This window comes from Methylobacterium isbiliense, from assembly GCF_022179325.1.
Taxonomy (GTDB): Bacteria; Pseudomonadota; Alphaproteobacteria; order Rhizobiales; family Beijerinckiaceae; genus Methylobacterium; species Methylobacterium isbiliense.
In genome coordinates, this window is record NZ_BPQQ01000047.1 from 48,064 (window position 1) to 70,007 (window position 21,944).

Annotated in this window: 21 protein-coding genes; 17 read left to right on the forward strand and 4 right to left on the reverse strand. The window is 70.9% G+C overall.

Annotated elements, in window-relative coordinates:
• Window positions 1-228 precede the first annotated feature (228 nt).
• The 13 genes from MFF61_RS20225 (at window position 229) to MFF61_RS20285 (ending at window position 14,626) form a co-directional block, all read left to right on the forward strand.
• Complete coding sequence (locus tag MFF61_RS20225; protein WP_238237449.1) at window positions 229-1,293, forward strand: helix-turn-helix domain-containing protein; 1,065 nt, start codon at window positions 229-231, stop codon at window positions 1,291-1,293.
• A 247-nt stretch (window positions 1,294-1,540) separates the two neighbouring features.
• A complete protein-coding gene (gene rpsF, locus MFF61_RS20230) occupies window positions 1,541-1,978 on the forward strand; it encodes a 30S ribosomal protein S6 (protein WP_238237450.1) in 438 nt (145 codons plus the stop codon).
• Between the two features lie 2 nt (window positions 1,979-1,980).
• Window positions 1,981-2,232: a 30S ribosomal protein S18 gene (gene rpsR / locus MFF61_RS20235; RefSeq protein ID WP_012332436.1), complete on the forward strand. Its 252-nt coding sequence runs from the start codon at window positions 1,981-1,983 to the stop codon at window positions 2,230-2,232.
• A gap of 117 nt (window positions 2,233-2,349) precedes the next feature.
• Window positions 2,350-3,321: a DUF2232 domain-containing protein gene (locus tag MFF61_RS20240; RefSeq protein ID WP_238237451.1), complete on the forward strand. Its 972-nt coding sequence runs from the start codon at window positions 2,350-2,352 to the stop codon at window positions 3,319-3,321.
• Window positions 3,322-3,400: 79 nt separating this feature from the next.
• A complete protein-coding gene (gene rplI, locus MFF61_RS20245; RefSeq protein ID WP_238237452.1) occupies window positions 3,401-3,970 on the forward strand; it encodes a 50S ribosomal protein L9 in 570 nt (189 codons plus the stop codon).
• Between the two features lie 254 nt (window positions 3,971-4,224).
• A complete protein-coding gene (locus MFF61_RS20250) occupies window positions 4,225-5,712 on the forward strand; it encodes a replicative DNA helicase (RefSeq protein ID WP_238237453.1) in 1,488 nt (495 codons plus the stop codon).
• A 55-nt stretch (window positions 5,713-5,767) separates the two neighbouring features.
• Window positions 5,768-6,265 (forward strand): DUF29 domain-containing protein, encoded by a 498-nt coding sequence (locus MFF61_RS20255; RefSeq protein WP_238237454.1) that lies wholly within the window; start codon window positions 5,768-5,770, stop codon window positions 6,263-6,265.
• Window positions 6,262-7,362, forward strand: a complete 1,101-nt coding sequence (alr, locus tag MFF61_RS20260) for an alanine racemase (protein WP_238237455.1) — start codon at window positions 6,262-6,264, stop codon at window positions 7,360-7,362. The genes MFF61_RS20255 and alr overlap by 4 nt, the downstream gene beginning before the upstream one ends.
• 72 nt (window positions 7,363-7,434) lie before the next feature.
• Window positions 7,435-8,874 (forward strand): DNA repair protein RadA, encoded by a 1,440-nt coding sequence (gene radA, locus MFF61_RS20265; protein ID WP_238237460.1) that lies wholly within the window; start codon window positions 7,435-7,437, stop codon window positions 8,872-8,874.
• Window positions 8,875-8,995: 121 nt separating this feature from the next.
• A complete protein-coding gene (locus MFF61_RS20270) occupies window positions 8,996-9,592 on the forward strand; it encodes a CvpA family protein (protein WP_238237464.1) in 597 nt (198 codons plus the stop codon).
• Between the two features lie 239 nt (window positions 9,593-9,831).
• Window positions 9,832-11,334 carry an amidophosphoribosyltransferase gene (purF, locus tag MFF61_RS20275; protein WP_238237466.1) on the forward strand — a complete coding sequence of 501 codons (1,503 nt, stop codon included), beginning with the start codon at window positions 9,832-9,834 and terminating at the stop codon, window positions 11,332-11,334.
• A 4-nt stretch (window positions 11,335-11,338) separates the two neighbouring features.
• A complete protein-coding gene (locus tag MFF61_RS20280) occupies window positions 11,339-12,094 on the forward strand; it encodes an SDR family NAD(P)-dependent oxidoreductase (RefSeq protein ID WP_238237468.1) in 756 nt (251 codons plus the stop codon).
• Between the two features lie 135 nt (window positions 12,095-12,229).
• Window positions 12,230-14,626 (forward strand): hypothetical protein, encoded by a 2,397-nt coding sequence (locus tag MFF61_RS20285; RefSeq protein ID WP_238237470.1) that lies wholly within the window; start codon window positions 12,230-12,232, stop codon window positions 14,624-14,626.
• Here MFF61_RS20285 and MFF61_RS20290 read toward each other — a convergent pair whose 3' ends face one another.
• Window positions 14,627-14,827 (reverse strand): hypothetical protein, encoded by a 201-nt coding sequence (locus MFF61_RS20290; RefSeq protein WP_238237473.1) that lies wholly within the window; start codon window positions 14,825-14,827, stop codon window positions 14,627-14,629. It lies immediately after the preceding gene.
• A gap of 397 nt (window positions 14,828-15,224) precedes the next feature.
• Between MFF61_RS20290 and MFF61_RS20295 the strand changes: the two genes are divergently transcribed.
• Entirely contained in the window at window positions 15,225-16,289 is a 1,065-nt protein-coding gene (locus tag MFF61_RS20295) for a hypothetical protein (RefSeq protein WP_238237475.1), read from the forward strand.
• A gap of 5 nt (window positions 16,290-16,294) precedes the next feature.
• Here MFF61_RS20295 and MFF61_RS20300 read toward each other — a convergent pair whose 3' ends face one another.
• Entirely contained in the window at window positions 16,295-16,861 is a 567-nt protein-coding gene (locus MFF61_RS20300) for a TrmH family RNA methyltransferase (RefSeq protein ID WP_238237478.1), read from the reverse strand.
• An 89-nt stretch (window positions 16,862-16,950) separates the two neighbouring features.
• Between MFF61_RS20300 and MFF61_RS20305 the strand changes: the two genes are divergently transcribed.
• Window positions 16,951-17,889 carry a pentapeptide repeat-containing protein gene (locus MFF61_RS20305; protein WP_238237479.1) on the forward strand — a complete coding sequence of 313 codons (939 nt, stop codon included), beginning with the start codon at window positions 16,951-16,953 and terminating at the stop codon, window positions 17,887-17,889.
• 37 nt (window positions 17,890-17,926) lie between these two features.
• Here MFF61_RS20305 and MFF61_RS20310 read toward each other — a convergent pair whose 3' ends face one another.
• On the reverse strand, window positions 17,927-19,618 hold the full coding sequence (locus tag MFF61_RS20310; RefSeq protein ID WP_238237481.1) for a methyl-accepting chemotaxis protein: 1,692 nt from the start codon (window positions 19,616-19,618) through the stop codon (window positions 17,927-17,929).
• Between the two features lie 301 nt (window positions 19,619-19,919).
• Here MFF61_RS20310 and MFF61_RS20315 point away from each other — a divergent pair, with 301 nt between their 5' ends.
• Both MFF61_RS20315 and MFF61_RS20320 read left to right on the forward strand, forming a co-directional pair.
• Window positions 19,920-20,327 carry a dihydrofolate reductase gene (locus MFF61_RS20315; protein ID WP_238237482.1) on the forward strand — a complete coding sequence of 136 codons (408 nt, stop codon included), beginning with the start codon at window positions 19,920-19,922 and terminating at the stop codon, window positions 20,325-20,327.
• 89 nt (window positions 20,328-20,416) lie between these two features.
• Window positions 20,417-20,575 carry a hypothetical protein gene (locus MFF61_RS20320; RefSeq protein WP_238237483.1) on the forward strand — a complete coding sequence of 53 codons (159 nt, stop codon included), beginning with the start codon at window positions 20,417-20,419 and terminating at the stop codon, window positions 20,573-20,575.
• A gap of 4 nt (window positions 20,576-20,579) precedes the next feature.
• Here MFF61_RS20320 and der read toward each other — a convergent pair whose 3' ends face one another.
• Window positions 20,580-21,920 (reverse strand): ribosome biogenesis GTPase Der, encoded by a 1,341-nt coding sequence (gene der, locus MFF61_RS20325; RefSeq protein ID WP_238237495.1) that lies wholly within the window; start codon window positions 21,918-21,920, stop codon window positions 20,580-20,582.
• Window positions 21,921-21,944: the final 24 nt, after the last annotated feature.

Below are 21,944 nucleotides of genomic sequence, written 5' to 3' on the forward strand. Positions count from 1 at the left end.
TCGAAGCGGAACGCCAAAATTTTTTTGGCCGGGTCAGTGAACGCCGCGAAGATTGATGGACTCGATAAAATGCTCAGCTTCGAAGCTCGATTATGTCGCTTTCGATTCGTTATATGTACCATTTTGTCTCAATGCAATTTTAAGGATGAAAATGTCTGAGATAAGGGTCGTTCCGTCTCAGTTCGTCTGATTTGCCGTTGGGGCAGGTTTGCGCGGCGTGCTACGACGATGCGTCGCCGCCTCCACCCGGGGCGCCGCTGCCCGCGGCGCGCCGCCCGCCACCGCATCCCCTCCCCCGTGCCGACGCTCCTTCATCACCGCTTCGCCCCACCCAGCGATCCGGCCGCCCTCGGCCCGGCATGGTGCGAGCAGATCGCCCCCATGTCCCGGGCGGAGCTGACGCGCCCGGCGGCGGGGCGCGTCGGCCTGTCGACCTTCCATCTCGGCGAGGTCATCGTCGGCGAGATGGCGGCCCCGGCCCAGCGCCTGGAGCGCACCGAGCAGATGATCGCCCGGCAGGGCCTCGACCACGTGCTGATGCAGTTCCACGAGAGCGGCACCAGCCGCGTCGAGACCGCCCGCCACCGGGCTTCCGTCGCGGCCGGCCAGGTCGTGCTGTTCGACCTCGCCCAGCCCGTCGTGGTGGAGGCGGATCCGGTCTCGGCGACGACGCTCCTGATGCCCCGCGCCCTCGTGACGGATGGGGTCGGCCCGATCGAGCCGCTGCACGGCCGCGCCTTCGCGTACGAGGCCGATCCGGTGAAGCAGCTGCTCCACACCTACCTGCGGGGGCTGATCGCCTGCGGCACGCAGCTCGCGCCGCACCAGCTCTCGGGCGTGTCGCAGGCCGCCTCCAAGCTGTGCGGCGCAGGCTTCCGCCCGGAGGCGGGCGCGGCCGATCCGGTCGAGTTCGGGACGCATGTCGCCATCCGGCAGTTCATCCAGCGCGAGCTTCATTCGGCGGATCTCGGCGTCGAGACGCTCACCGCCCGGTTCGGCCTCTCGCGCGCCACGCTCTACCGGCTGTTCGCGGCGGAGGGCGGCGTCGTCCACTACATCCGCGACCGCCGCCTGATGCAGGCGCTGCGGCTCCTGACCGAGGCCGGCAGCCATCGGCGGGTGTCGCAGGTCGCCTACGCCACCGGCTTCGCGGACGAGAAGACCTTCAGCCGCGCTTTCCGGCGCCGCTTCGGCATGCTGCCGCGCGAGGCGCGCGCCGCCGCGCCGGCCGCACCGCCCCCGTCCGGGGACGCCGCGGTGCTGCACGGCTGGATCCGCAGCCTCGCGGCGTGACCGGGTCTTGCCCTTCCGGCGAAACCTGCTATAGGCCGCGCCTCGCGTTCGCTCCGGCCGGGGGCTGAACGGACGGTGCCGCTTGCCGGCACAGGGGCTTCGCGCCCCGGCGTCCCGTGTCTCCGCCTTCGAACAACCGCTCGGGCCTTCAGCAGGCTCGAAGGGCTTGGCGCCGTGCGACGCGACCGAAACCGGCCCGACCGCCCCATCCCTGCGGCGCGACGGCCCCACCCGAGGACAAGGCCCAATGGCTCTCTACGAGCACGTGTTCCTGGCCCGCCAGGACGTGACCTCGCAGCAGGTCGAATCGATGGTCGACACCTTCAAGGGCGTCATCGAGGCGAACGGCGGCAAGGTCGAGAAGACCGAGATGTGGGGCGTGAAGTCCCTCGCCTACCGCATCCGCAAGAACCGCAAGGCCCACTTCGCGCTCCTCAACATCGACGCTCCCCCGGCGGCGCTCGCCGAGATGGAGCGGCAGATGCGGATCTCCGAGGACATCCTGCGCTTCCTCACCATCCGGGTCGAGGCGCTGGAGGCCGAGCCCTCCGCGATGATGCAGAAGCGCGACCGCGACGAGCGCAAGGACCGCGAGCGCGGCCGGCGCCGCGACGAGGACGGCTTCGGCGGCGGTGACCGCGGCGACCGTGGTGACCGCGGCGGCGACCGGAACGAGGAGAACTGATCATGGCGTTCGGTGCTGGTGGCGGCGGTGGCCGTCGTCCGTTCTTCCGTCGGCGCAAGACCTGCCCGTTCTCGGGCCCCAACGCCCCGAAGATCGACTACAAGGACGTGAAGCTGCTCTCCCGCTACGTCTCGGAGCGCGGCAAGATCGTGCCCTCCCGCATCACCGCGGTCTCGGCCAAGAAGCAGCGCGAACTCGCCCAGGCGATCAAGCGCGCCCGCTTCCTCGGCTTCCTGCCCTACGTGATCCGCTGAGCGCGCGACTCCCCCGATAATCCCAACCCGGCGGGCCTTTGGCCCCGCCGGGGTCGTTGGGGCGGCGCCCGCCCCTAACCCCGCCCGATCCCCGGGCGGCGGGACAGCGGATCGACCATGGCCCATTCCCTCGGCATCGGCGTCGTCGCCGGCCTCGTCTCGGCCCTCCTCATCGGGGTGATCGTCAAGGCGACGCCGCTGGCGCTCATCCTCTACCTGCTCGCTCCGCTGCCGATCCTGATCGTGGCGCTGGGCTGGAGCCACCGGGCCGGGCTCGTCGCCGCCGCCACCGGCACGCTCGCCCTCTGCCTCGCCGCCTCGCCCCTGCGGGGCCTCGCCTTCCTGGTCTCGACCGCGCTACCGGCCTGGTGGCTCGGCTACCTCTCGCTGCTCGGCCGCCCGGCGCCGAACGGCGGGCCGGGGCTCGAATGGTATCCCGTCGGCCGGCTGCTCGCCTGGGTCGCCGTCACGGCGGCGGTGGCGCTGCTCCTCGTGGTGATGCTCTCCTCGGGCGACCACGCGGCCTACGAGGAGCGCATCCGGCGCATCGCCCGGGCGGTGCTGCAGATCCAGTTCCAGGCCGTCCAGGAGGCCGGCCAGCCGCCCGGCGCCGCGCTCCCGCCCGAGAGCGACCTCGCCCGCCTCGCCGACCGCCTCGCCGGCATCGCGCCCGGCATCATGGCGGTGACCTTCACGCTGCTGCTCAGCTTCTACCTCTGGGCGGCGGGCCGCATCGTCCACCTCTCGGGCCGGCTGCCCCGGCCCTGGCCGGACATCCCCGCGACCGCGATGCCGCGCCGGGTGCTGTGGGGCCTCGCCCTCGCGGGCCTGCTCACCCTGGCGCCGGGCTATGCCGGCACCTTCGGGGTGGGGCTCCTGGGCGCGCTCAGCGCCGCGCTGGCGCTCCAGGGCCTCGCCGCGGTGCACGACCGCAGCCGGGGTCGGCCGGGCCGCACGCCGCTGCTGATCGGCCTCTACGTGCTGATCGTCCTCACCCAGGGCCTCGCCTTCGCGGCGCTGTCCCTGTTCGGCCTCATCGACGCCCTGCTCGGCCTGCGCCGCCGCACCGCGGAGGCGCCGACCCCGTGACCCATCCGGCCGGACTTCCGGCCGCATGCCGCCGGCCGCCAAGCGGCCGCACCCCATCCGACCCAAAGGAGAGACGACGATGGAAGTGATCCTGCTCGAACGCGTGGCCAAGCTCGGTCAGATGGGCGAGACCGTGAAGGTCCGCCCGGGCTTCGCCCGCAACTACCTGCTCGCCCGCGGCAAGGCCCTGCGCGCCACCGAGGCGAACAAGAAGCGCTTCGAGGACCAGCGCGCTCAGCTGGAGGCCCGCAACCTGGAGCGCCGCACGGAGGCGCAAGGAGTGGCCGACAAGCTCGACGGGCAGAGCTTCGTGCTCATCCGCCAGTCCGGCGAGACGGGCGTGCTCTACGGCTCGGTCTCGACCCGCGACCTCGCCGAGGTGCTGACCCAGAACGGCTTCACGGTCGGCCGTGACCAGTTCAGCCTCAACCAGCCGATCAAGACGCTCGGCCTGCACACCGTCCCGGTGGTGCTGCACCCCGAGGTCGAGGTGAACGTCACGGTCAACGTCGCCCGCAGCCCCGAGGAGGCGGAGCGCCAGGCCCGCGGCGAGTCGACCGTGGTGCGCGACGAGCTCGATCTCGAGGAGCTCGGCCTCGAGGTCGGCGCGGCGCTGGCCGAGGCCGGCCCCGAGGCGGACGACCGCTAGACCGTCCCGACGGGCGGGGAATCCGGGAGAACGGGGACAATCCGCACCTCCCGGCTTGACTTGTTCCGCTTTCGTTCCAGCATACCGGGGCCCGCCGCGCGACAGCCGGCGGGCCCCGTTGCGTTTGGGCGGGCCCGGCAAGGGCCGTGGATCCGTCCGGATCAAGCTTTGGTCAAGGATGGCGGTGCGATGGTCGCCGCCGGACGAATCAGGATCGCGCGCCTCCCGGGCCGCGACGAGACGGAGCCCGCCGGATGGCCATTCCCAGCACCCTGACGGCGAACCTGGAGCCGGTGACGCAGGAATACCGCGTCGCGCCCCACAACATCGACGCCGAGCAGGCGCTGCTGGGGGCCATGCTGGTCAACAACGACGCCTACTACCGGGTCTCGGACTTCCTGCTGCCCGAGCACTTCATGGAGGAGGTGCACCGGCGGATCTTCGAGGTGGCGGTCAGCCTGATCAAGGCGGGCAAGCTCGCCTCGCCGATCACCCTCAAGACCTATCTGGGCGACGCCGACCTCGGCGGCCTCACGGTGAGCCAGTACCTCGCGCGGCTCGCCGCCGAGGCCACCACGGTGATCAACGCCGAGCATTACGGCCGCACGATCTACGACCTCGCGCTGCGCCGCCGCCTCATCACCATCGGCGAGGACCTCGTCAACGGCGCCTACGAGGCCCCGGTCGAGACCTCGCCGCGCGACCAGATCGAGGCCACCGAGCGGCGCCTCTACGAACTCGCCGAGACCGGCAAGTACGACGGCGGCTTCCAGAAATTCTCCGACGCCCTGACGGCCGCCGTCGACATGGCGGCCAAGGCCTATCAGCGCGAGGGGCGGCTGTCGGGCATCGCCACCGGCCTGTCCGACCTCGACGCCAAGATGGGCGGGCTGCAGGCCTCCGACCTGATCATCCTCGCGGGGCGCCCCGGCATGGGCAAGACCTCGCTTGCCACCAACATCGCCTTCAACATCGCCAAGGCCTACACGGGCGAGAAGCAGCCCGACGGCACGGTGAAGACCGTGAACGGCGGCATCGTCGGCTTCTTCTCGCTCGAAATGTCGGCCGAGCAGCTCGCCACCCGCATCATCGCCGAGCAGTCGGGCGTCGCCTCCTACAAGATCCGCCGCGGCGACATCCGCCCGGAGGATTTCTACAAGATCACCGACGCCGCCCGGGACATGCAGACGATCCCGTTCTACATCGACCAGACCGGCGGCCTCTCGATCGCGCAGCTCGCCGCCCGCGCGCGCCGGCTCAAGCGCCAGCGCGGCCTCGACCTCCTGGTGGTGGACTACCTCCAGCTCCTCTCCGGCGCCGCCAAGAAGGGCGACAACCGCGTGCAGGAGATGACCGAGATCACCACCGGCATGAAGGCCCTGGCCAAGGAGCTGGAGGTGCCGATCATCGCCCTCTCGCAGCTCTCCCGCCAGGTCGAGACCCGCGACGACAAGCGGCCGCAGCTCTCGGACCTGCGCGAATCGGGCTCGATCGAGCAGGACGCCGACGTGGTGATGTTCGTCTTCCGCGAGGAGTACTACGTCAAGAACAAGAAGCCGCGCGAGGGCACGGAAGAATTCTTCACCTGGGAGGCGGAGATGAACCGGGTCTACGGCAAGGCCGAGGTGATCCTGGGCAAGCAGCGCCACGGCCCGACCGGCACCGTCGAGCTGCAGTTCGACGCCGAGATCACCCGCTTCTCGAACCTCGCCCACGGCGACCGGCTGCCCGAGCAGATGTGATAGGCTCCTGCGGGTGCCGACGCCTCCCCGCGCCGGCCGCGATGGAGATCGGCGGATGGCTCCTCCGGACACCCTGACCGCGGACCGCCCGATCGGTGCGCGGGACGAAGGCTACGACGGCGACCTCTACACCTGGGCGATGCAGCAGGCGGAGCATCTGCGTCGCGGCGAATGGTCGAAGCTCGACGCTGCGAACGTCGCGGAGGAGATCGAGGAGGTGGGGCGCGAGCTGTACAACCGCCTGGAGAGCGCGCTCAGGGTCATCCTCCTGCATCTCCTCAAGTGGGATCATCAACCGGAGCGGCGCTCGCGCAGCTGGACGGTCTCGATCCGCACCCAGCGGGTGATCGCGGAACGCATCCTCGCGCGACACAGGGGGCTGACGCATCGCCTGGACGAAGCCGTCGGGCAGGCCTATCGCCTCGCCGTGATCGAGGCGGCGGGCGAGACCGGGCTCGACGACGAGGTGTTTCCGCCGGATTGCCCCTATGCGCTCGACGAGATCATGAATCGTCCCATTCCCTGGCCTGCGACCGAGGGCGGCCGGTCATGACGGAGAGCCACGGCGCCCGCCTGACCATCGACCTCGGCGCGCTCGCGGCGAACTGGCGGATCCTCGCCGCGCAGGCCGCGGGCGCGGAATGCGCCGCCGTGATCAAGGCCGATGCCTATGGCTGCGGCATCGCCCGCGCCGCCCCCGCCCTGTGGCGGGCCGGCTGCCGGACCTTCTTCGTCGCCCATCTGTCGGAGGCTGAGGCCGCGCGGAGGGCGGTGCCGGAGGCGGTGATCTACGTCCTCAACGGGTTTCCGCCGGGGAGCGCCGACGCCTACCGGGCAGGCGGCTTCCGGCCCGTCCTCGGCGCCCGGGCCGAGATCGCCGAATGGGCGCAGACGGGCCGGGCGCCCGGCGGCGCCCTGCCCGCGGCGCTCCACGTCGATACCGGCATGAACCGGCTCGGCCTGAGCGTGCCGGAGGCGCTCGACCTCGCGGGGGATCCCGGGCTCGGCGCGCCCTCGCTCCTGATGAGCCATCTCGTCAGCGCCGAGGTGGCGGGCGATCCCCTCAACGCCCGGCAGGTGGCGGACTTTGCCCGCCTGCGCGCCGCCTTCCCGGGCGTGCCGGCCTCGCTGGCGAACTCCTCGGGCATCTTCCTCGGGCCGGAGGCCCGCCACCAGATGGTGCGGCCGGGCTACGCGCTCTACGGCGGCAATCCGACGCCGGAGCGTCCGAACCCGATGCGGCCGGTGGTGCGGCTCGACGCCCGGATCCTGCAGCTGCGCGACGTCTCGCGCGGCGAGACCGCGGGCTACAACGCCCGCTGGACCGCACCGGGGCCGCGCCGCCTCGCCACGCTGTCGGTCGGCTACGCGGACGGCTACCCGCGCTCGGCCTCCGGGCGCGGGGCGGCCCTGGTCGGCGGGGTGCTCTGCCCCTTCGTCGGCACCGTCTCGATGGACCTCATCATCCTCGACGTCACCGACGCGCCCGCGGCCGCGCTGGAGCGCGGGGCGCCCGCGACCCTGATCGGCGATCGACTCGACGTGGACGAGGTCGGGCGGCGGGCCGGCACCATCGGCTACGAGATCCTGACGAGCCTGGGGAAACGCTACGATCGTCACTATATCGGAGATGATCCCGCCGCCGGATGACGCACGGCCCCTCCCCTGCCTGCGGCGGGGCTTCCCCGCGCCTCACCCCGCCCCCGCCGCCCCCTGCATCCCATGGCCAAATCCCACCAGACCTTCGTCTGCCAGTCCTGCGGGGCGGTCTACAACCGCTGGCGCGGGCGCTGCGAGGCGTGCAACGGCTGGAACACGATCGTGGAGGAGACCGGCCCGGCGAGCCCGGCGGCCGGCCCGGTCGCCACGCGGCCGAGCCGCGCCAAGGGCCGGGTCTTCCCCCTCGAAGGCCTCACCGGCGAGGCCAAGCAGGCCCCCCGCACGCCGTCCGGCATCGCCGAACTCGACCGGGTCACGGGCGGCGGCTTCGTGCGCGGCTCGGTGATCCTGCTCGGGGGCGATCCCGGCATCGGCAAGTCGACGCTGCTGATGCAGGCCTCCGCGGCGCTGGCCGCCCGGGGGGAGCGCGTCGCCTACATCTCGGGGGAGGAAGCGGTGGGGCAGGTGCGGCTGCGGGCCGAGCGGCTCGGGCTGGCGCAGGCCCCGGTCGAACTCGCCGCCGAGACCAACGTGGAGGACATCGTCGCGACGCTGTCGCAGGGCCGCCCGCCGGCGCTGGCGATCATCGACTCGATCCAGACCATGTGGACCGAGACGGTAGAATCGGCGCCCGGCACGGTCACGCAGGTGCGCGGCTCGGCCCAGAGCCTGATCCGCTTCGCCAAGACCACCGGCACGGCGGTGATCCTCGTCGGCCACGTCACCAAGGACGGGCAGATCGCCGGCCCCCGCGTGGTCGAGCACATGGTGGATGCGGTCGCCTCCTTCGAGGGCGACCAGGGGCACCATTTCCGCATCCTGCGGGCGGTGAAGAACCGCTTCGGCCCCACCGACGAGATCGGCGTGTTCGAGATGACCGACGGGGGGCTGGCCGAGGTGCCGAACCCCTCGGCGCTGTTCCTGGCGGGCCGCGACCTCGCCGCGCCCGGCACCGCGGTCTTCGCCGGCATGGAGGGCACCCGCCCGCTCCTCGTGGAGATCCAGGCCCTGGTCGCGCCCTCCGCGCTCGGCATGCCGCGCCGCGCGGTGGTGGGCTGGGACCCCAACCGCCTCTCGATGGTGCTGGCGGTGCTGGAGGCCCACGGGGGCATCCGGCTCGGGGGCCACGACGTCTACCTCAACGTGGCGGGGGGCCTGCGCATCTCCGAGCCCGCCGCCGATCTCGCGGTGGCGGCCGCCCTAGTCTCGTCCCTGTCGGGCACGCCGCTGCCCTCGGACGCGGTCTATTTCGGCGAGATCGGCCTCTCGGGCGCGGTCCGTCCTGTGGCGCAGGCGCCCGCGCGGCTCAAGGAGGCCCAGAAGCTCGGCTTCGCCAAGGCGCTGATGCCGCAGGGCCGCGGCGAGGCCGCCGAGCGGGGCCTGTCCGCGGAGGCGCTGCGACACATCGCCGACCTCGTGGCGGGCGTGGCCGCGGGCCGGGCCGGCCGCAAGGGAGCGGACGCCAAGCGCGCGCGCCTGCCGGCCTACGACGACGAGAGCTGAGCGCGAAGCGGCGGGGGCCACCCCGGGTGACGGAATGGCCGCGGCAGAGTATAGGACGGAGGCGGCCAGGGGCGGCCGCACCGCTTGCCCTCAACGTCGCGCGCTCCCGGTCGTTCCTGAGATGCCGTTCTCCGTCCTCGATCTCGTCGTCCTCGGTGTGGTGGTGATCTCCGCCCTGCTCGCGGCGGTGCGCGGCTTCACCCGGGAGGTGCTGGCCATCGTCGCCTGGGTCGCCGCCGCGGCGCTCGCCTGGTACCTGCACCCGATGCTGCAGCCGACGCTGATGCAGCACATCTCGAGCGAGACCGTGGCCCGCGTGGTCTCGATCGCCGCGATCTTCCTCGCCACCCTGCTGGTCGTCTCGATCATCACGGTGAAGATCTCGGACCTCATCCTCGATTCGCGCATCGGCGCCATCGACCGCAGCCTCGGCCTCGCCTTCGGGGCGGCGCGCGGCTTCCTGATCTGCGTGATCGGCTGGGTCTTCCTGGCATGGCTGGTGCAGGGCAAGGTGCCGGACTGGGCGCAGCAGGCCCGCTCCAAGGACATCCTCGACAACACCGGCCAGAAGCTCGTGGCGATGCTGCCGGGCAACCCCGACGAACTGCTCAAGCAGTTCGGCAAGCGCAAGCCCGAGGCCGATCCCGGCACCGATGCGCCGGCCGAGGCCGACACGCCCCCGCAGCGCCGCACCGACGCGGCCCCGACGCGGCGGTGAGGCCTGCACCGGACGAGAGACCGGGCGATCCGGGACGAGGCGGCAGGCCAGCCCTGCACGCCACGCGCATCCGCGCCTTGGCTCCGCCCCACTCCATTCCTACATGAGCGGCACGGTGCCGGCCCGGATCTGCCGGAGACTCGTTTGTGTCGTGGATGAGCGGATCGTCGGCCTCGCGGGAGCATGCGGGGTGGGCTAGCCAGGGTCGTTGCAGGACCGGCCGCGAGGGATTTTGCATCATGGCAGATCGACAGGAAGCGCGCCGGTTCGCCCCCCAGGGCAGCGACGCGTTCGAGCCCGCATGGGATTTCGACGGCGACCAGCTTCGCGAGGAATGCGGCGTCTTCGGCATCCACGGCCATCCCGACGCCGCCGCCATCGTGGCGCTCGGCCTGCACGCCCTCCAGCACCGCGGGCAGGAGGCGGCCGGCATCGTCTCGTTCGACGGGCGGGTGTTCCACTCGGAGCGCCGCCTCGGCCTCGTGGGCGATTCCTTCTCCGACCTCGCGACGATCGAGCGCCTGAAGGGCACCGCGGCGATGGGGCATGTGCGCTACTCGACCACCGGCGAGACCATCCTGCGCAACGTCCAGCCGCTCTTCGCCGAGCTGGAGACCGGCGGCCTCGCGGTGGCGCATAACGGCAACCTCACCAACGGGCTGCTGCTGCGCCGCCAGCTCGTGCGCGACGGCGCCATCTGCCAGTCGACCTCCGACACCGAGGCCATCCTCCATCTCGTCGCCCGCTCGCGCCACGTGCGCATCGTCGACCGGGTGATGGATGCGCTGCGCCAGATCGAGGGCGCCTACGCCCTCGTGATGATGACGAACAAGAAGCTGATCGGCGCGCGCGATCCCCTCGGCATCCGCCCGCTGGTGCTCGGCGAACTCGACGGACGCTACATTCTCGCCTCCGAGACCTGCGCCCTCGACATCATCGGCGCGCGCTTCGTGCGCGACATCGAGAACGGCGAGATGGTGGTGATCTCGGACGAGGGCATCCGCTCGATCCGCTTCGCCCCCGAGCAGCAGCTGCGCCCCTGCATCTTCGAGTACATCTACTTCGCAAGGCCGGATTCGGTCGTGAACGGCAAGAACGTCTACGCGGTGCGCAAGAGCATCGGCGTCGAACTCGCCAAGGAGGCGCCCGCCGACGCCGACATCGTGGTGCCGGTGCCGGATTCCGGCGTGCCCGCGGCGCTGGGCTACGCGCAGGAGACCGGCCTGCCGTTCGAGATGGGCATCATCCGCAACCATTATGTCGGGCGCACCTTCATCCAGCCGACCCAGTCCGTGCGCGAACTCGGCGTGCGGATGAAGCACTCGGCGAACCGCGCCGCGATCGCCGGCAAGCGCATCGTGCTCGTGGACGACAGCCTCGTGCGCGGCACCACCTCGGTGAAGATCGTGCGCATGATGCGCGAGGCCGGCGCCGCCGAAGTGCATTTCCGCATCGCCTCGCCGCCGATCACGCATCCGGACTTCTACGGCATCGACACGCCCGAGAAGGAGAAGCTGCTCGCCGCCACCCACGACCTGGAGGGCATGCGCCGCTACATCGGCGCCGATTCCCTCGCCTTCCTGTCGATCCCGGGCCTCTACCGGGCGATGGGCGAGGAGGGCCGGGATGCGGCCTGCCCGCAATACACCGACCATTGCTTCACCGGCGACTACCCGACCCCGCTCACCGATCTGGCGGTGGCCTCGCCGCGGCGCATGGCGATCCTGGCCGAGGCGGACTGACCCGATGACCGACACCCTCACGGCCACTCCCCTCGCGGAGCGGATCGCCGTCGTGACCGGCGCCTCGCGCGGCATCGGCCGGGCGGCGGCGCTGGCGCTGGCCGCCGCCGGCGCCCACGTGATCGCGGTGGCGCGCACCCAGGGCGCGCTGGAGGATCTCGACGACGCGATCCGCCAGGGCGGCGGCTCGGCCACCCTCGTCCCCCTCGACCTCAAGGATTACGACGCCATCGACCGGCTCGGCGCGGCGATCAACGAGAGGTGGGGCCGGCTCGACATCCTGATCGGCAATGCCGGGGTGCTCGGCGCCCTGATGCCGCTCGGGCATATCGACCCGAAGGTCTGGGCCAACGTGATGGACGTCAACCTCACGGCGAACTGGCGCCTGATCCGCTCGCTCGATCCGCTGCTGCGCCGCTCCGACGCGGGCCGGGCGGTGTTCGTGTCGTCCGGGGCCGCAGCGAGCTGCCGGGCCTACTGGGGCCCCTACGCGGTCTCCAAGGCCGCCCTGGAGGCGCTGGTGCGCACCTACGCGGCCGAGACCGCCACCACGCCGGTCAAGGCCATGCTCCTCAATCCCGGCCCTCTGCGCACCGCCATGCGGCAGGCCGCGATGCCGGGCGAGGACCCCGAGACCCTGCGCACGCCCGAGGATCTGGCGCCCCATATCGTGCGCCTCGCGAGCCCGGCCTGGACGGACAGCGGCGTGATCTACGACTTCCCGACCGGCCGGGTGCTGTCGCCGCAAGGTCCCGCCTGACTCAGGCCCGATCCGCCGGATCGACCGGACCCTTCATGCCGGGCGCTGACCCGGCTTGATCCGAGCAAGGATTGTATCCGGAAAGATTCTTCGTAATACACGTGAGGCACCTGCCGTTGTGGGGGAGCCTCCGACATGGCATCCGGCTTCGCGCGCTCGCCCATCCTGATCGGGATCACCGGTCGCCGCTGGTTCGACCTGGGAGATCCGGACCGGGATAGAGCCGCAGCGGAAGCATTCAAGCACCGGATCGCGCTCTGCCTCGCAGTGCTGGACGACAAGTTCAAGTATACACCGAAAGTATTGCTGACAGGAGCGGCGATCGGGGCGGACCTCTTGGCGCTCCGGGCAGCGCTTGAACGGTCCGAATTGTGGTCCGCGGCGGTGATCCTGCCGTTCTCTCGCGATCTCTTCGAGGAGGATTTCCGTCCGGACGCCGACGAACTCCTGCGCCGGTGGCAGGGCCTGAACCGCGACGGCGAAGCGGAGGCGGGGACCGCGTGGCTGGCGGGCTGGGAGACCCGTCACGACGCGTACCGCAGGGAGCTGTCCGACTGCCTCGACAACCATCCCGACCGGGTGCTGGTGCGCTGCCTTCCCGGGCTGCGGATGGCGGACGGCCGGAGAGCGGCCGCCGCGGACCTCTCCCGCGACACGCCCGGGCGCGATCCCGCGGTGAGGCAGGCGCATTACGAGCAGGTCGGCCAGTGGATCGCCGCGGCCTCGACCGTGATGCTGGCCGTGCTGGGCGACGACGCGAGGCCGTCCGCGAAGGCCACCGGCGGGACCGCGCGGATCGTGGCCGTCCGCCGCGTGGGGCGTCCGGACGCGGCGGGCGTCGCGGTGGCCGAGCGGAGCGACGTGCTGCGCCAGCACTGGTCGCCGGTCCTGCGGCCCCCGGGCCGGCACGTGTGGCTGGTCGGCCCCGCCGCAGGAGGAGCGCCCGGCCTCCCCGCCGCGATCCTCGGCCCGCTCGGCCGATGGCCGGCCAGCGCCGACGCCCCCGCCGATGATCCACCGCTCCACGGCGAGCGGCACGGGCACGCCGAGCCGGCCCGCGGCCCGGACGCGCTTCTGGGCGAGAGCCTCACGACCGCGGCGATGTTCGCGCGCTTCCACCGGCACGCGACGTGGTACGGCGCGCGGCACAGGGCGGAACAGCGCATCGGGAGCCGGCACCGGGCGGCGTGGCTGCCGAAGCGGCTCCTTGCGCTCGGGTACTCTGCGCGAAGCCTGTGGGGCAGACCGCCGCTCAAGGTCTCGATGACCCCGCAACCCCCCGGCGACGCGATCGGGGAGGTCCGCGGTCGCCTGCGCTGGGGACAGAGCCGGTCGAAGTTCCTGGCGAAGGCGTCGTTCCTCGCCACGGCCCTCCTGTTCCTGGCCAGCCTTCTGGCCTTCGAGGTCTTCGCGAAGTTCGCGCCTCACCGTCCGGCCATTCTGGCCGCCTACGTCGTCTGCATCGCCGCAACCGGTCTCCTCATCGTGACGGCCACGCTGCGGCGATGGCAGCCGCTCTCGGAGGACAGCCGCTCGATCAGCGAGATGCTGCGGGTCCAGCGCGCATGGTGGGCCGCCGGTCTCCCGAACCGGGTCGACCGCGAGCACCTGCAGGGCGTCTCGGCCGATCTCGCCCCCATTCGCGACGCGACGACCACGCTGCTGGCCTGGATCTGGCTTCGCGGCGGCTGGCCGGGCGACACGCCGCAGCACCCTGACGGCACGCGGGCGTTCGACTGGCCCACCGTGTACGGCGACGCGCACCGGGTCCGCGCCGAGCGCGCGCCGCGCTCCCCGGCCGGGTGGATCGGCGAGCAGATCGGCTACTTCCGGAAGGCCGGACGGGCGCGCGAGAACGCCGCCCACAGGGCCGAGGCCGGCAGCTGGTTCGTCTTCGTCGGCGCGTGGTGGCTGGCGGTTCTGGTTCTGGTCTGGTCCGCATCCTACGCGGTGAAACACGCCTTCGCCGGGATCTCGCACCTCGTGCGCATCCTCGCGGGCGACGGCACCGCGCTGCCGGTCTCGGTGGCGGCGGCGCTGCTCCTTGCGGCGGCGGCGGCGCTGCCGCTCGGGTGGTGCCTGCGGATCTCGACGTTGCACGGCAGGGAGCCGACCCGGATCCGGCGCTGGATCAGGACCGGCCTGCGGCCGCTCCCGAGCGCCCTGCTCATCGGCGCCGCCTGCATGGCGCTCGCGCCGGCCCTGATCGAGACGACCACGGTGCCGGAGGAATCCGCGGCCAAGTATGCGGCCCTGGTGTCGATCGCCCTGATGATCGGAGCGACGGGCGCGTGGCGCTTCCTGGCCGAAAAACTCGGCTTCGAAGCCGAGGCGCTGGAGTACAAGGACGCCCTGGCGCGCTTCCGCCTCGCCGAGGAGGCGCTCGCAGCCGAGACCGACGAGCACGGCCGGCCCCGGGACGTCGCACGCGCGCAGGCCATCGTCCACGATCTCGGCCGTCTGGCCCTGGTCGAGAACGAGGCGTGGCTCAAATCGCGCCGGGAGCGTCCGCTGACGCCGCTCGCCGGATGATCAGGTGCTGCTGCCGCGCGAGGCGGGCCGGGACGGTCCCAGAGCGTCCTGGCGCTTGGCAATCTCGCTCTTCGCCCACAGCCGCCAAAGATCAGCGAGGCTGACCCCGGGAAACACCTCGGCCTTCTCCGGGTCACGTCGTCCCGCCTTGGCAGCCATGGCACCGGCACGAAAATCGGCCAAGTTGATCACGTCGGCCATGAACCTTGTCCTTGCTGCCACGGCGGCTTCAGATCGTATCCGGGCCGGCGCAGGATTTCTCTCGGGCTGATCGCATGTATCGCTCCTTATGGTTAGCAGTCGGTTAATCTCCCGCCGCTGGCATCCGTGACGGGTCTGTCTCAAATTGAAACAAAGCGTTGACGCAAAGATTTTTCTGTGCCTCATTCCCGACACCGCAATTATCACGACTTGACCGCCCATGTCGTTCAGGTTCGACACCGAGAAGTGCTTCATCATCAGCCCGATCGGGCGTCTCGACGATCCGGCCGACACGGTGAGGATCCATGTCGAGCGCGTCCGGACGGAACTGATCGATGCCGCTCTCGCGCTCGCCAACAAGACGCTTGGCATCAATCTATGCTCGTACCGCGCAGACATGCAGGCGGAGGCGCGCGACATATGGCGCGCCGTTCTGAAATCGATCCTCTCCGATCAGCTCATTTTTGTCGTCCTGACCTATGATCGCCCGAACGTCTACTACGAACTCGGGATCGCACACTCGGCCGCCCGGCCGGTCATCATCCTCAAGGACAGCCGCCTCCAGCGACGCGAGTTCGACACCTACCACCTGCAGACGATCTCCTACTCGCTCGGGGAGGCGGGAGCGGGCGGACAGTCGACCGATGTGAACCTTCCGGTCGAGGAACTCGCGAACGCCATCGTCGAGACCTACCGGAAGGGCGAAGGCGACGTCGCCTTCGACACACCCGTCTACGACCCGTTGAACAAGCAGAATGCCCGTCTGACCGTCTTCAACAAGTTCCTGGACCTCAAGTATCCGGACTGGAGCCGACTGCTGAATCAGGCGGAAAAGTCGATCGATTTCGTCGGGACGACCCTTCTGGATCTCAGCAAGGTCGACAACGATCACTTCCTGCTGCCGGACGGCAACAAGACCATCAAGGTTTCGCTGGTCGACTTCATCAGCTTCAAGGTGCTGTTCGCCGGCCTCGACGTCACGGTCTGCATCTGCCATGAGGACAACCCGTCCCTGGAATCGACGCTGAAGGGATCCCGGGCCGGGGTCGATCCTCGCTTCCACGATCAGGTCAAGGAGGAGATCGACTGGTCGACGCGGCGCTGGATGGCCGTTGCGGAAGCGATCGACCGCCACGACACGAGCATGCTGCGAGAGTTCTCCTTCGCCCGCCTGCGCGAGCAGGTCGCGGAGCCGTTGCCGCAGGAGAGACGGGGCACCTTCCGCTTCGTCAAGCTGCGGCACGGCCAGGTCAAGTTCCGCATGACCCTCACCGATCAGCACGTCCTGGCAACGCCCGTCCTCTACCGCCACGGCCGCAACAGCGGCGGGCCGGCGATCCGCGCCCGGGCCGACCACGCTTTCTACCAGGCGATGCGCGGCGAACTCGATCACCTGCTGGAGGTCAACCAGGACCACGTGATGGCCGTCGTCGGGCCCGGCTTGTCGCGTCGCTCCGGCTGAGCGGGTCAGGCGGCCGGGGAGCGGCAGCGATAGGCGTGGAATGCGATGATGCCGGCTGCCATGGCGACGTTCAGGTTCGGCGTTCCGTCGCGCGCCACCGTCTGGCGGCCGGGCTCGATCGACGAGAACGAGGGTGGCTTCGGCACCGGGATGTCCGGCATCGGGATGCGCAGCGGGATGTCCGCCCTCGATGCGACCTCGGCGGGCAAACCGTCGTATTCGTTGCCGAGCGCCACGATGTCGGACGGCTCCGATCGGTACTCGTCGAGGATGAGCCCGCCCGGGACAATCGTCGTCGCCAAGAATCGCCCCGTCCGGGCGAAGGCCGGAATCTCGGCGAGAGGCAGATGCCTGAATCCTCTGCGGGCGAGCGCGCCGCACGCGAAGTCGTGCACCACCCGCATCTTCTCCGGATCATCCAGAACGCGTGCGCTTCCGGCAATGACCACCGGACAGGCGAAGCTCTCGGCGACGCGCAGGATCATGCCGATATTGATGGGGGAGGCCAGATCCACCAGGAGGAGGGTCGGACCAGCGTGAGGGTCGGCCGCGCGTTGCTGGCATCCGATCACGACGCGATTTCCTGTTCGGCAGCCTGACGCGAACCTAGCATCCTCCCCGGCGATCGTGCAAAACGTTAACTCTGCGGCGAGGCGGTCCGATGTTCACGTCCGTGAAGCGAAGTGCGGTGCTGGCGAGGGAGGTGGTCCGGCTGGAGCCGCGCTACGCCGGCGAGGCCGAGGCGCTCGCCGCGCTGTTCGAGCACCCGGAGCGCGCGGCGACGGCGGCGTTGCCGGATCGGATCGTCGCGGCGCGGCGCGGCGCCACCCTGCGCGCCTGGGCCGACGGCCTGCCGGCCTGGAACGCGAGGGCCTCCGAGCGGATCGGGTTCCTGCGGCAGATCGGTCAGGACCCCCACCTCGTCCGGCTGGGCCAGCAGCTCCTCGCCGCGGATTTCGGCGGGACCACCCTCGCCCAGGGCCTGGATGCGGCGGGTGCGGTCTTCGCGGGGGATCTCATTCTGGAGCGCAGCGTGCTCGGCGGCGCGCTGCGCCTCGACGGCGCCGACGTTCTCGCCCGGTGCGATGCGGCCGATGTCCGGATCGGCCACGAGATCACGGCCGAGCAGGCACGTTTCGCAGGGCCCGTGGTTCTGGCGGGCGCGACGATCGCCAGAAGTGCCCGCTTCGGCTACGCCGCCTTCATGAGCGACCTGATCCTCGATCGCGCCCGGATCGACAAGGAGATGTGGCTCCGTCACGCCAGGATCGCGGGTGAGATCCAGATGCGCGGGGCGCATCTGCGGTCCGACGCGGGCCTGGGCGCGTGCCTGTACTGCAAGGCCGCCTCGTTCGACGGGACGGCGTTCGACGATACCGTCAGCTTCGAGGGCGCCACGTTCCAGGATCGCCTCAGCCTCGACGGGTGCGTGTTCGGCGGACGGCTGCGGCTCGCGGGCCTGACCCTCGGCGCGGGCCTCTCCGTCGCCGGCACGCGGTTCCGCGGCGAGATCATCCCGCCGCTCGATCAGATCGTCGCCTCGGCCTCGACGCCCCGCGAGATGCTGGCGACCCTGCGCAAGGCGCTCGGCGCCGAGTAGCGCGGACACGCCGGATCGCCGGCGTGTCCGCGCCGGGTCAGGCGGCCTTCATCTCCGACAGGAACTGTCCGACCTCCTGGGCGAGATTCGCGGAGTGGTGCGACAGCTCCTGGGCCGCGTGCAGCACCTGCGCGGCGGCGGTGCCGGTGGTGCTGGCCCCCTGGCGCAGCTCCGCGATGTTGCTCGTGACCTGCTCGGTGCCGCGCGCCGCCTCCTGCACGTTGCGGGTGATCTCCTGGGTCGCCGCACCCTGCTCCTCCATCGCGGCCGCGATGCTGGTCGAGTAGCGCGCCATCTCGGCGATCACCTGCCCGATGCGCTGGATGTCGGACACCGCCTCCCGCGTCGCCGTCTGGATCTCGGCGATCTGCCCGGAGATCTCCTCGGTCGCCCGGGTGGTCTGGCCGGCCAGTTCCTTGACCTCAGTCGCCACCACGGCGAAGCCGCGGCCGGCCTCGCCCGCCCGCGCCGCCTCGATGGTGGCGTTGAGCGCCAGCAGGTTCGTCTGCGCGGCGATGCTGGAGATCACCGACACGACGCTGCTGATGCGCTCGGCCGTGCCGGCCAGGCGCTGCACCGTCGCATCGGTGCGGCGGGCATCCTCCACCGCCTGACCGGCGATGTGGGACGATTGCGTGACCTGATGCACGATCTCCTGGATCGAGGCGGACATCTCCTCGCTCGCGGCCGCCACGGTCTGGACGTTGGCGGAGGTCTGCTGGGCGGCGCCCGCCACCGCGACCGATTGCCGGGCGCCCAGGTCGGCGGTGTCGGCCATCGCGGTGGCGGTGGCCTGCATCTCGCCCGCGGCACCCGAGAGCCCGCGCGTGAGGTCCGAGACCTTGGCCTCCAGCGTCCGCGTCAGCCCGTCGAGCAGGGCGGCCCGGCGCAGCTTGGCCTCAGCCTCGGCGGCCTGAGCGGCGGCCAAGTCGCGGGCGCGCAGGGCATTGTCCTTGAAGACCTGGAGCGAGCGGGCGAGCGAGCCGACCTCGTCGCGGCGCTCCGTCCCCACCACCGCGACGCCGAGATCGCCCTGCGCGAGGGCGTCCAGGGCGGCGGCCATGCCGCTCAGCGGGCGGCTCACGCCGAGCACCGCGATGGCGGCCAGCGCCGCGACCGCGAGGGCCAAGCCGCCCACTGCGATCAGGGTCAGGGACCACGAGGCGGAGGACGCCACCTCCTCGGCCTGCGCCTTGGCCGTCATGAGGTCGCGCATGTTCGCCTCGACGCGCTTCGTCACGGCCTCGACCGCCTTCTGGCGCGCCTCCCGGCCCTCGCCGGCCGAGAGCTTGAACGCCGCATCGTTCTCGTTCCTCAACCCGAAGGCCACCGAGCGGTCGCAGAGCGCGAAATAGGCCGCGATCAGGCCGCGGATGCCCTCGTTGATGGACCGGCGCTCGGGCGTGTCGGCCAGGGCGATCAGGCGGTCGGCCGCCGCGAGAGCGTTCCGCTGGGCCTGCCGGTATTGCGCCTCGTAACCCGCCATGGCGTCGGAGCGGGTCTCGATGATGATGTTCTTCTCCTGGATGGTCGCCTCGTTCACGGCATGCGCCATCTGCAGGGCGACGGTCGCGCGCGTCGCCCGGACATCGACGATCTCCTGCGTGGTGGCCTTCAGCCGCTCGATGCCGGAGCGGCCCATCATCACCAGCCCGATCGCCACAGCCAGCACCAGTGCCGTCGGAACGGCCAGCTTGCCAAGCAGCTTGATATCATTGAACATCTTCATCGAGGCGCCCGCCATCTCATCTGATCAGTCGTTCGTCCGGGTTCGATCCCGGATCGCCGACATACGAAGACTGGACGAATCCTGGATACTACCGGTTAACGATGGCACCGGCGGCGTGAGGCGGACGCGTTCTAACGGTTAGGTCCTGCCTGCCTCGGCGGCAGGCGTCGTCTCGGGCCCGGCTTGGACTGAGGCGCGGCTTGGTCTCAGGGCCGGCTTGGTCTCAGGGCCGGCTTGGTCTCAGGGCCGGCTTGGCGCCGGGGATCGGCACCGCTATCACCCCGGGAGCGGAGGAGTCGCGATGATCGACGTGCGGGCGATGTGCGCCATCGGGCAGCGGGGCCAACTCGGGCTGCACGGTCGCCTGCCCTGGGAGGGCAACACGGATCCGCTCTACGTCGAGGACGTGACGCGGTTCTTCGCCGAAACCCAGGGGCACGTGCTGATCGCCGGGCCCAAGACCATCGAGGCCGTGCCCGACTTCGCCTACCACGACCGCACCATCGCGGTGATCCGCTCGCACGAGGACCCGCGGGAGGTGCTCGCGCGCTATCCCGGCCGGCGCGTCTTCGTGGGCGGCGGCATCGCGGTCTGGAACGTCTACGCGCCCTTCATCCAGAACTGGGACATCACCCGGCTGCCCTATGACGGCGAGGCCGACCGCTGGTTCGATCCGGCGTGGCTGGTGGGCGGCCGGCTGCGCGCATGAGCCATGCGTCATCGCCCTGTCGGCTCAGGTGCGATAGGCTGGCCGCCGAGACCTGAGGGACGAGCCGGGGGCGGGCAATGAGCGAGAGCATGGACCAGTTCAAGCGCAAGCCGCGGCGCAAGAGCGAGCGCGGCCGCACCCTGACCGTCTCGGCGGAGCAGAAGGCGGCCTACGAGGCGCTGCTGCGCGAGAAGGAATCGCGCGAGGCTTACACCAAGCACCTCCCGGCCGACCCCAAGTTGCGCTGAGAAATCAGGCGTCCTTGTCGAACGGGTTCTTCGAGGTGCGCAGCGACAGCCGAATCGGCACGCCGGGCAGGTCGAAGGCGTCCCGCAGGGCGTTGACGAGGTAGCGGGTGTAGGATTTCGGCAGCGCGTTGAGCTGGTTGCCGAACAGGGCGAAGTGGGGCGGGCGCGTCTTCACCTGCGTGGCGTAGCGGATCTTGATGCGCCGGTCCGAGACCGCGGGGGGCGGGTTCGCCTGCACCGCCTCGCTGAGCCACTGGTTGATGCGCGCGGTCGCCACCCGGCGATTCCAGACCTCGTGGGCGGCCACCACCGCCTGCATCAGCCGGTCGACGCCCTCCCCCGCCAGCCCCGAGAGCGGCACCACGGCCGCGCCCCGCACCTGCGGCAGCAGCCGGGTGGCCTTCTCCTTCAGGTCCTTCAGCAGGCCCGGCTGGTCGGCGACGAGATCCCACTTGTTGAGGCCGATGACGAGCGCCCGCCCCTCCTGCTCGACGAGATCGACGATGGTGAGGTCCTGCTTCTCGAACGGGATCGTCGCGTCGAGAAGCACCACGACCACCTCGGCGAAGCGCACCGCCCGCAGGCCGTCCGAGACCGCGAGCTTCTCCAGCTTGTCGTCGATGCGCGCGCGGCGGCGCATGCCGGCGGTGTCGTGCAGCTTGATCCGGCGCCCGCGCCAGAGCCAGTCGAGGGAGATGGAATCGCGGGTGATGCCGGCCTCGGGGCCGACGAGCAGGCGCTCCTCGCCGAGCATCCGGTTGATGAGCGTCGACTTGCCGGCGTTCGGGCGCCCGACGATGGCGACCTTGAGGGGGCGGTCCCGGTCGGCCTCCTCGTCCTCCTCGGGCTCGGGCAGCACCTCGGCGAGCGCGTCGAGGAGATCGCCCATCCCCTCGCCGTGCTCGGCCGAGACCGGCACCGGGTCGCCGAGCCCGAGCCCGAACGCCTCGTAGGCGCCCGCCAGCCCGGCCCCGCCCTCGGCCTTGTTGGCGAGCAGGATCACCGGCTTGTCCGAGCGCCGCACGAGTTCCGCGAAGGGCTGGTCGGCCGGCAGCAGCCCGGCGCGGGCATCGATCACGAACAGCACCGCATCGGCCTCCGCGATGGCCGCCTCGGTCTGGGCGCGCATGCGGCCGGCGAGCGAGGCGGCATCCGCCTCTTCCAGGCCGGCGGTGTCGATGACCGTGAAGTGCAGGTGCCCGAGCCGCACCTCGCCTTCGCGCCGGTCGCGGGTGACGCCGGGACGATCGTCCACGAGGGCGAGCTTGCGGCCGACGAGCCGGTTGAACAGCGTCGACTTGCCGACGTTCGGACGCCCGACGATGGCGACGGTGGGCATCGGCATGGATTTCGGGTCCTGTTCAGATCT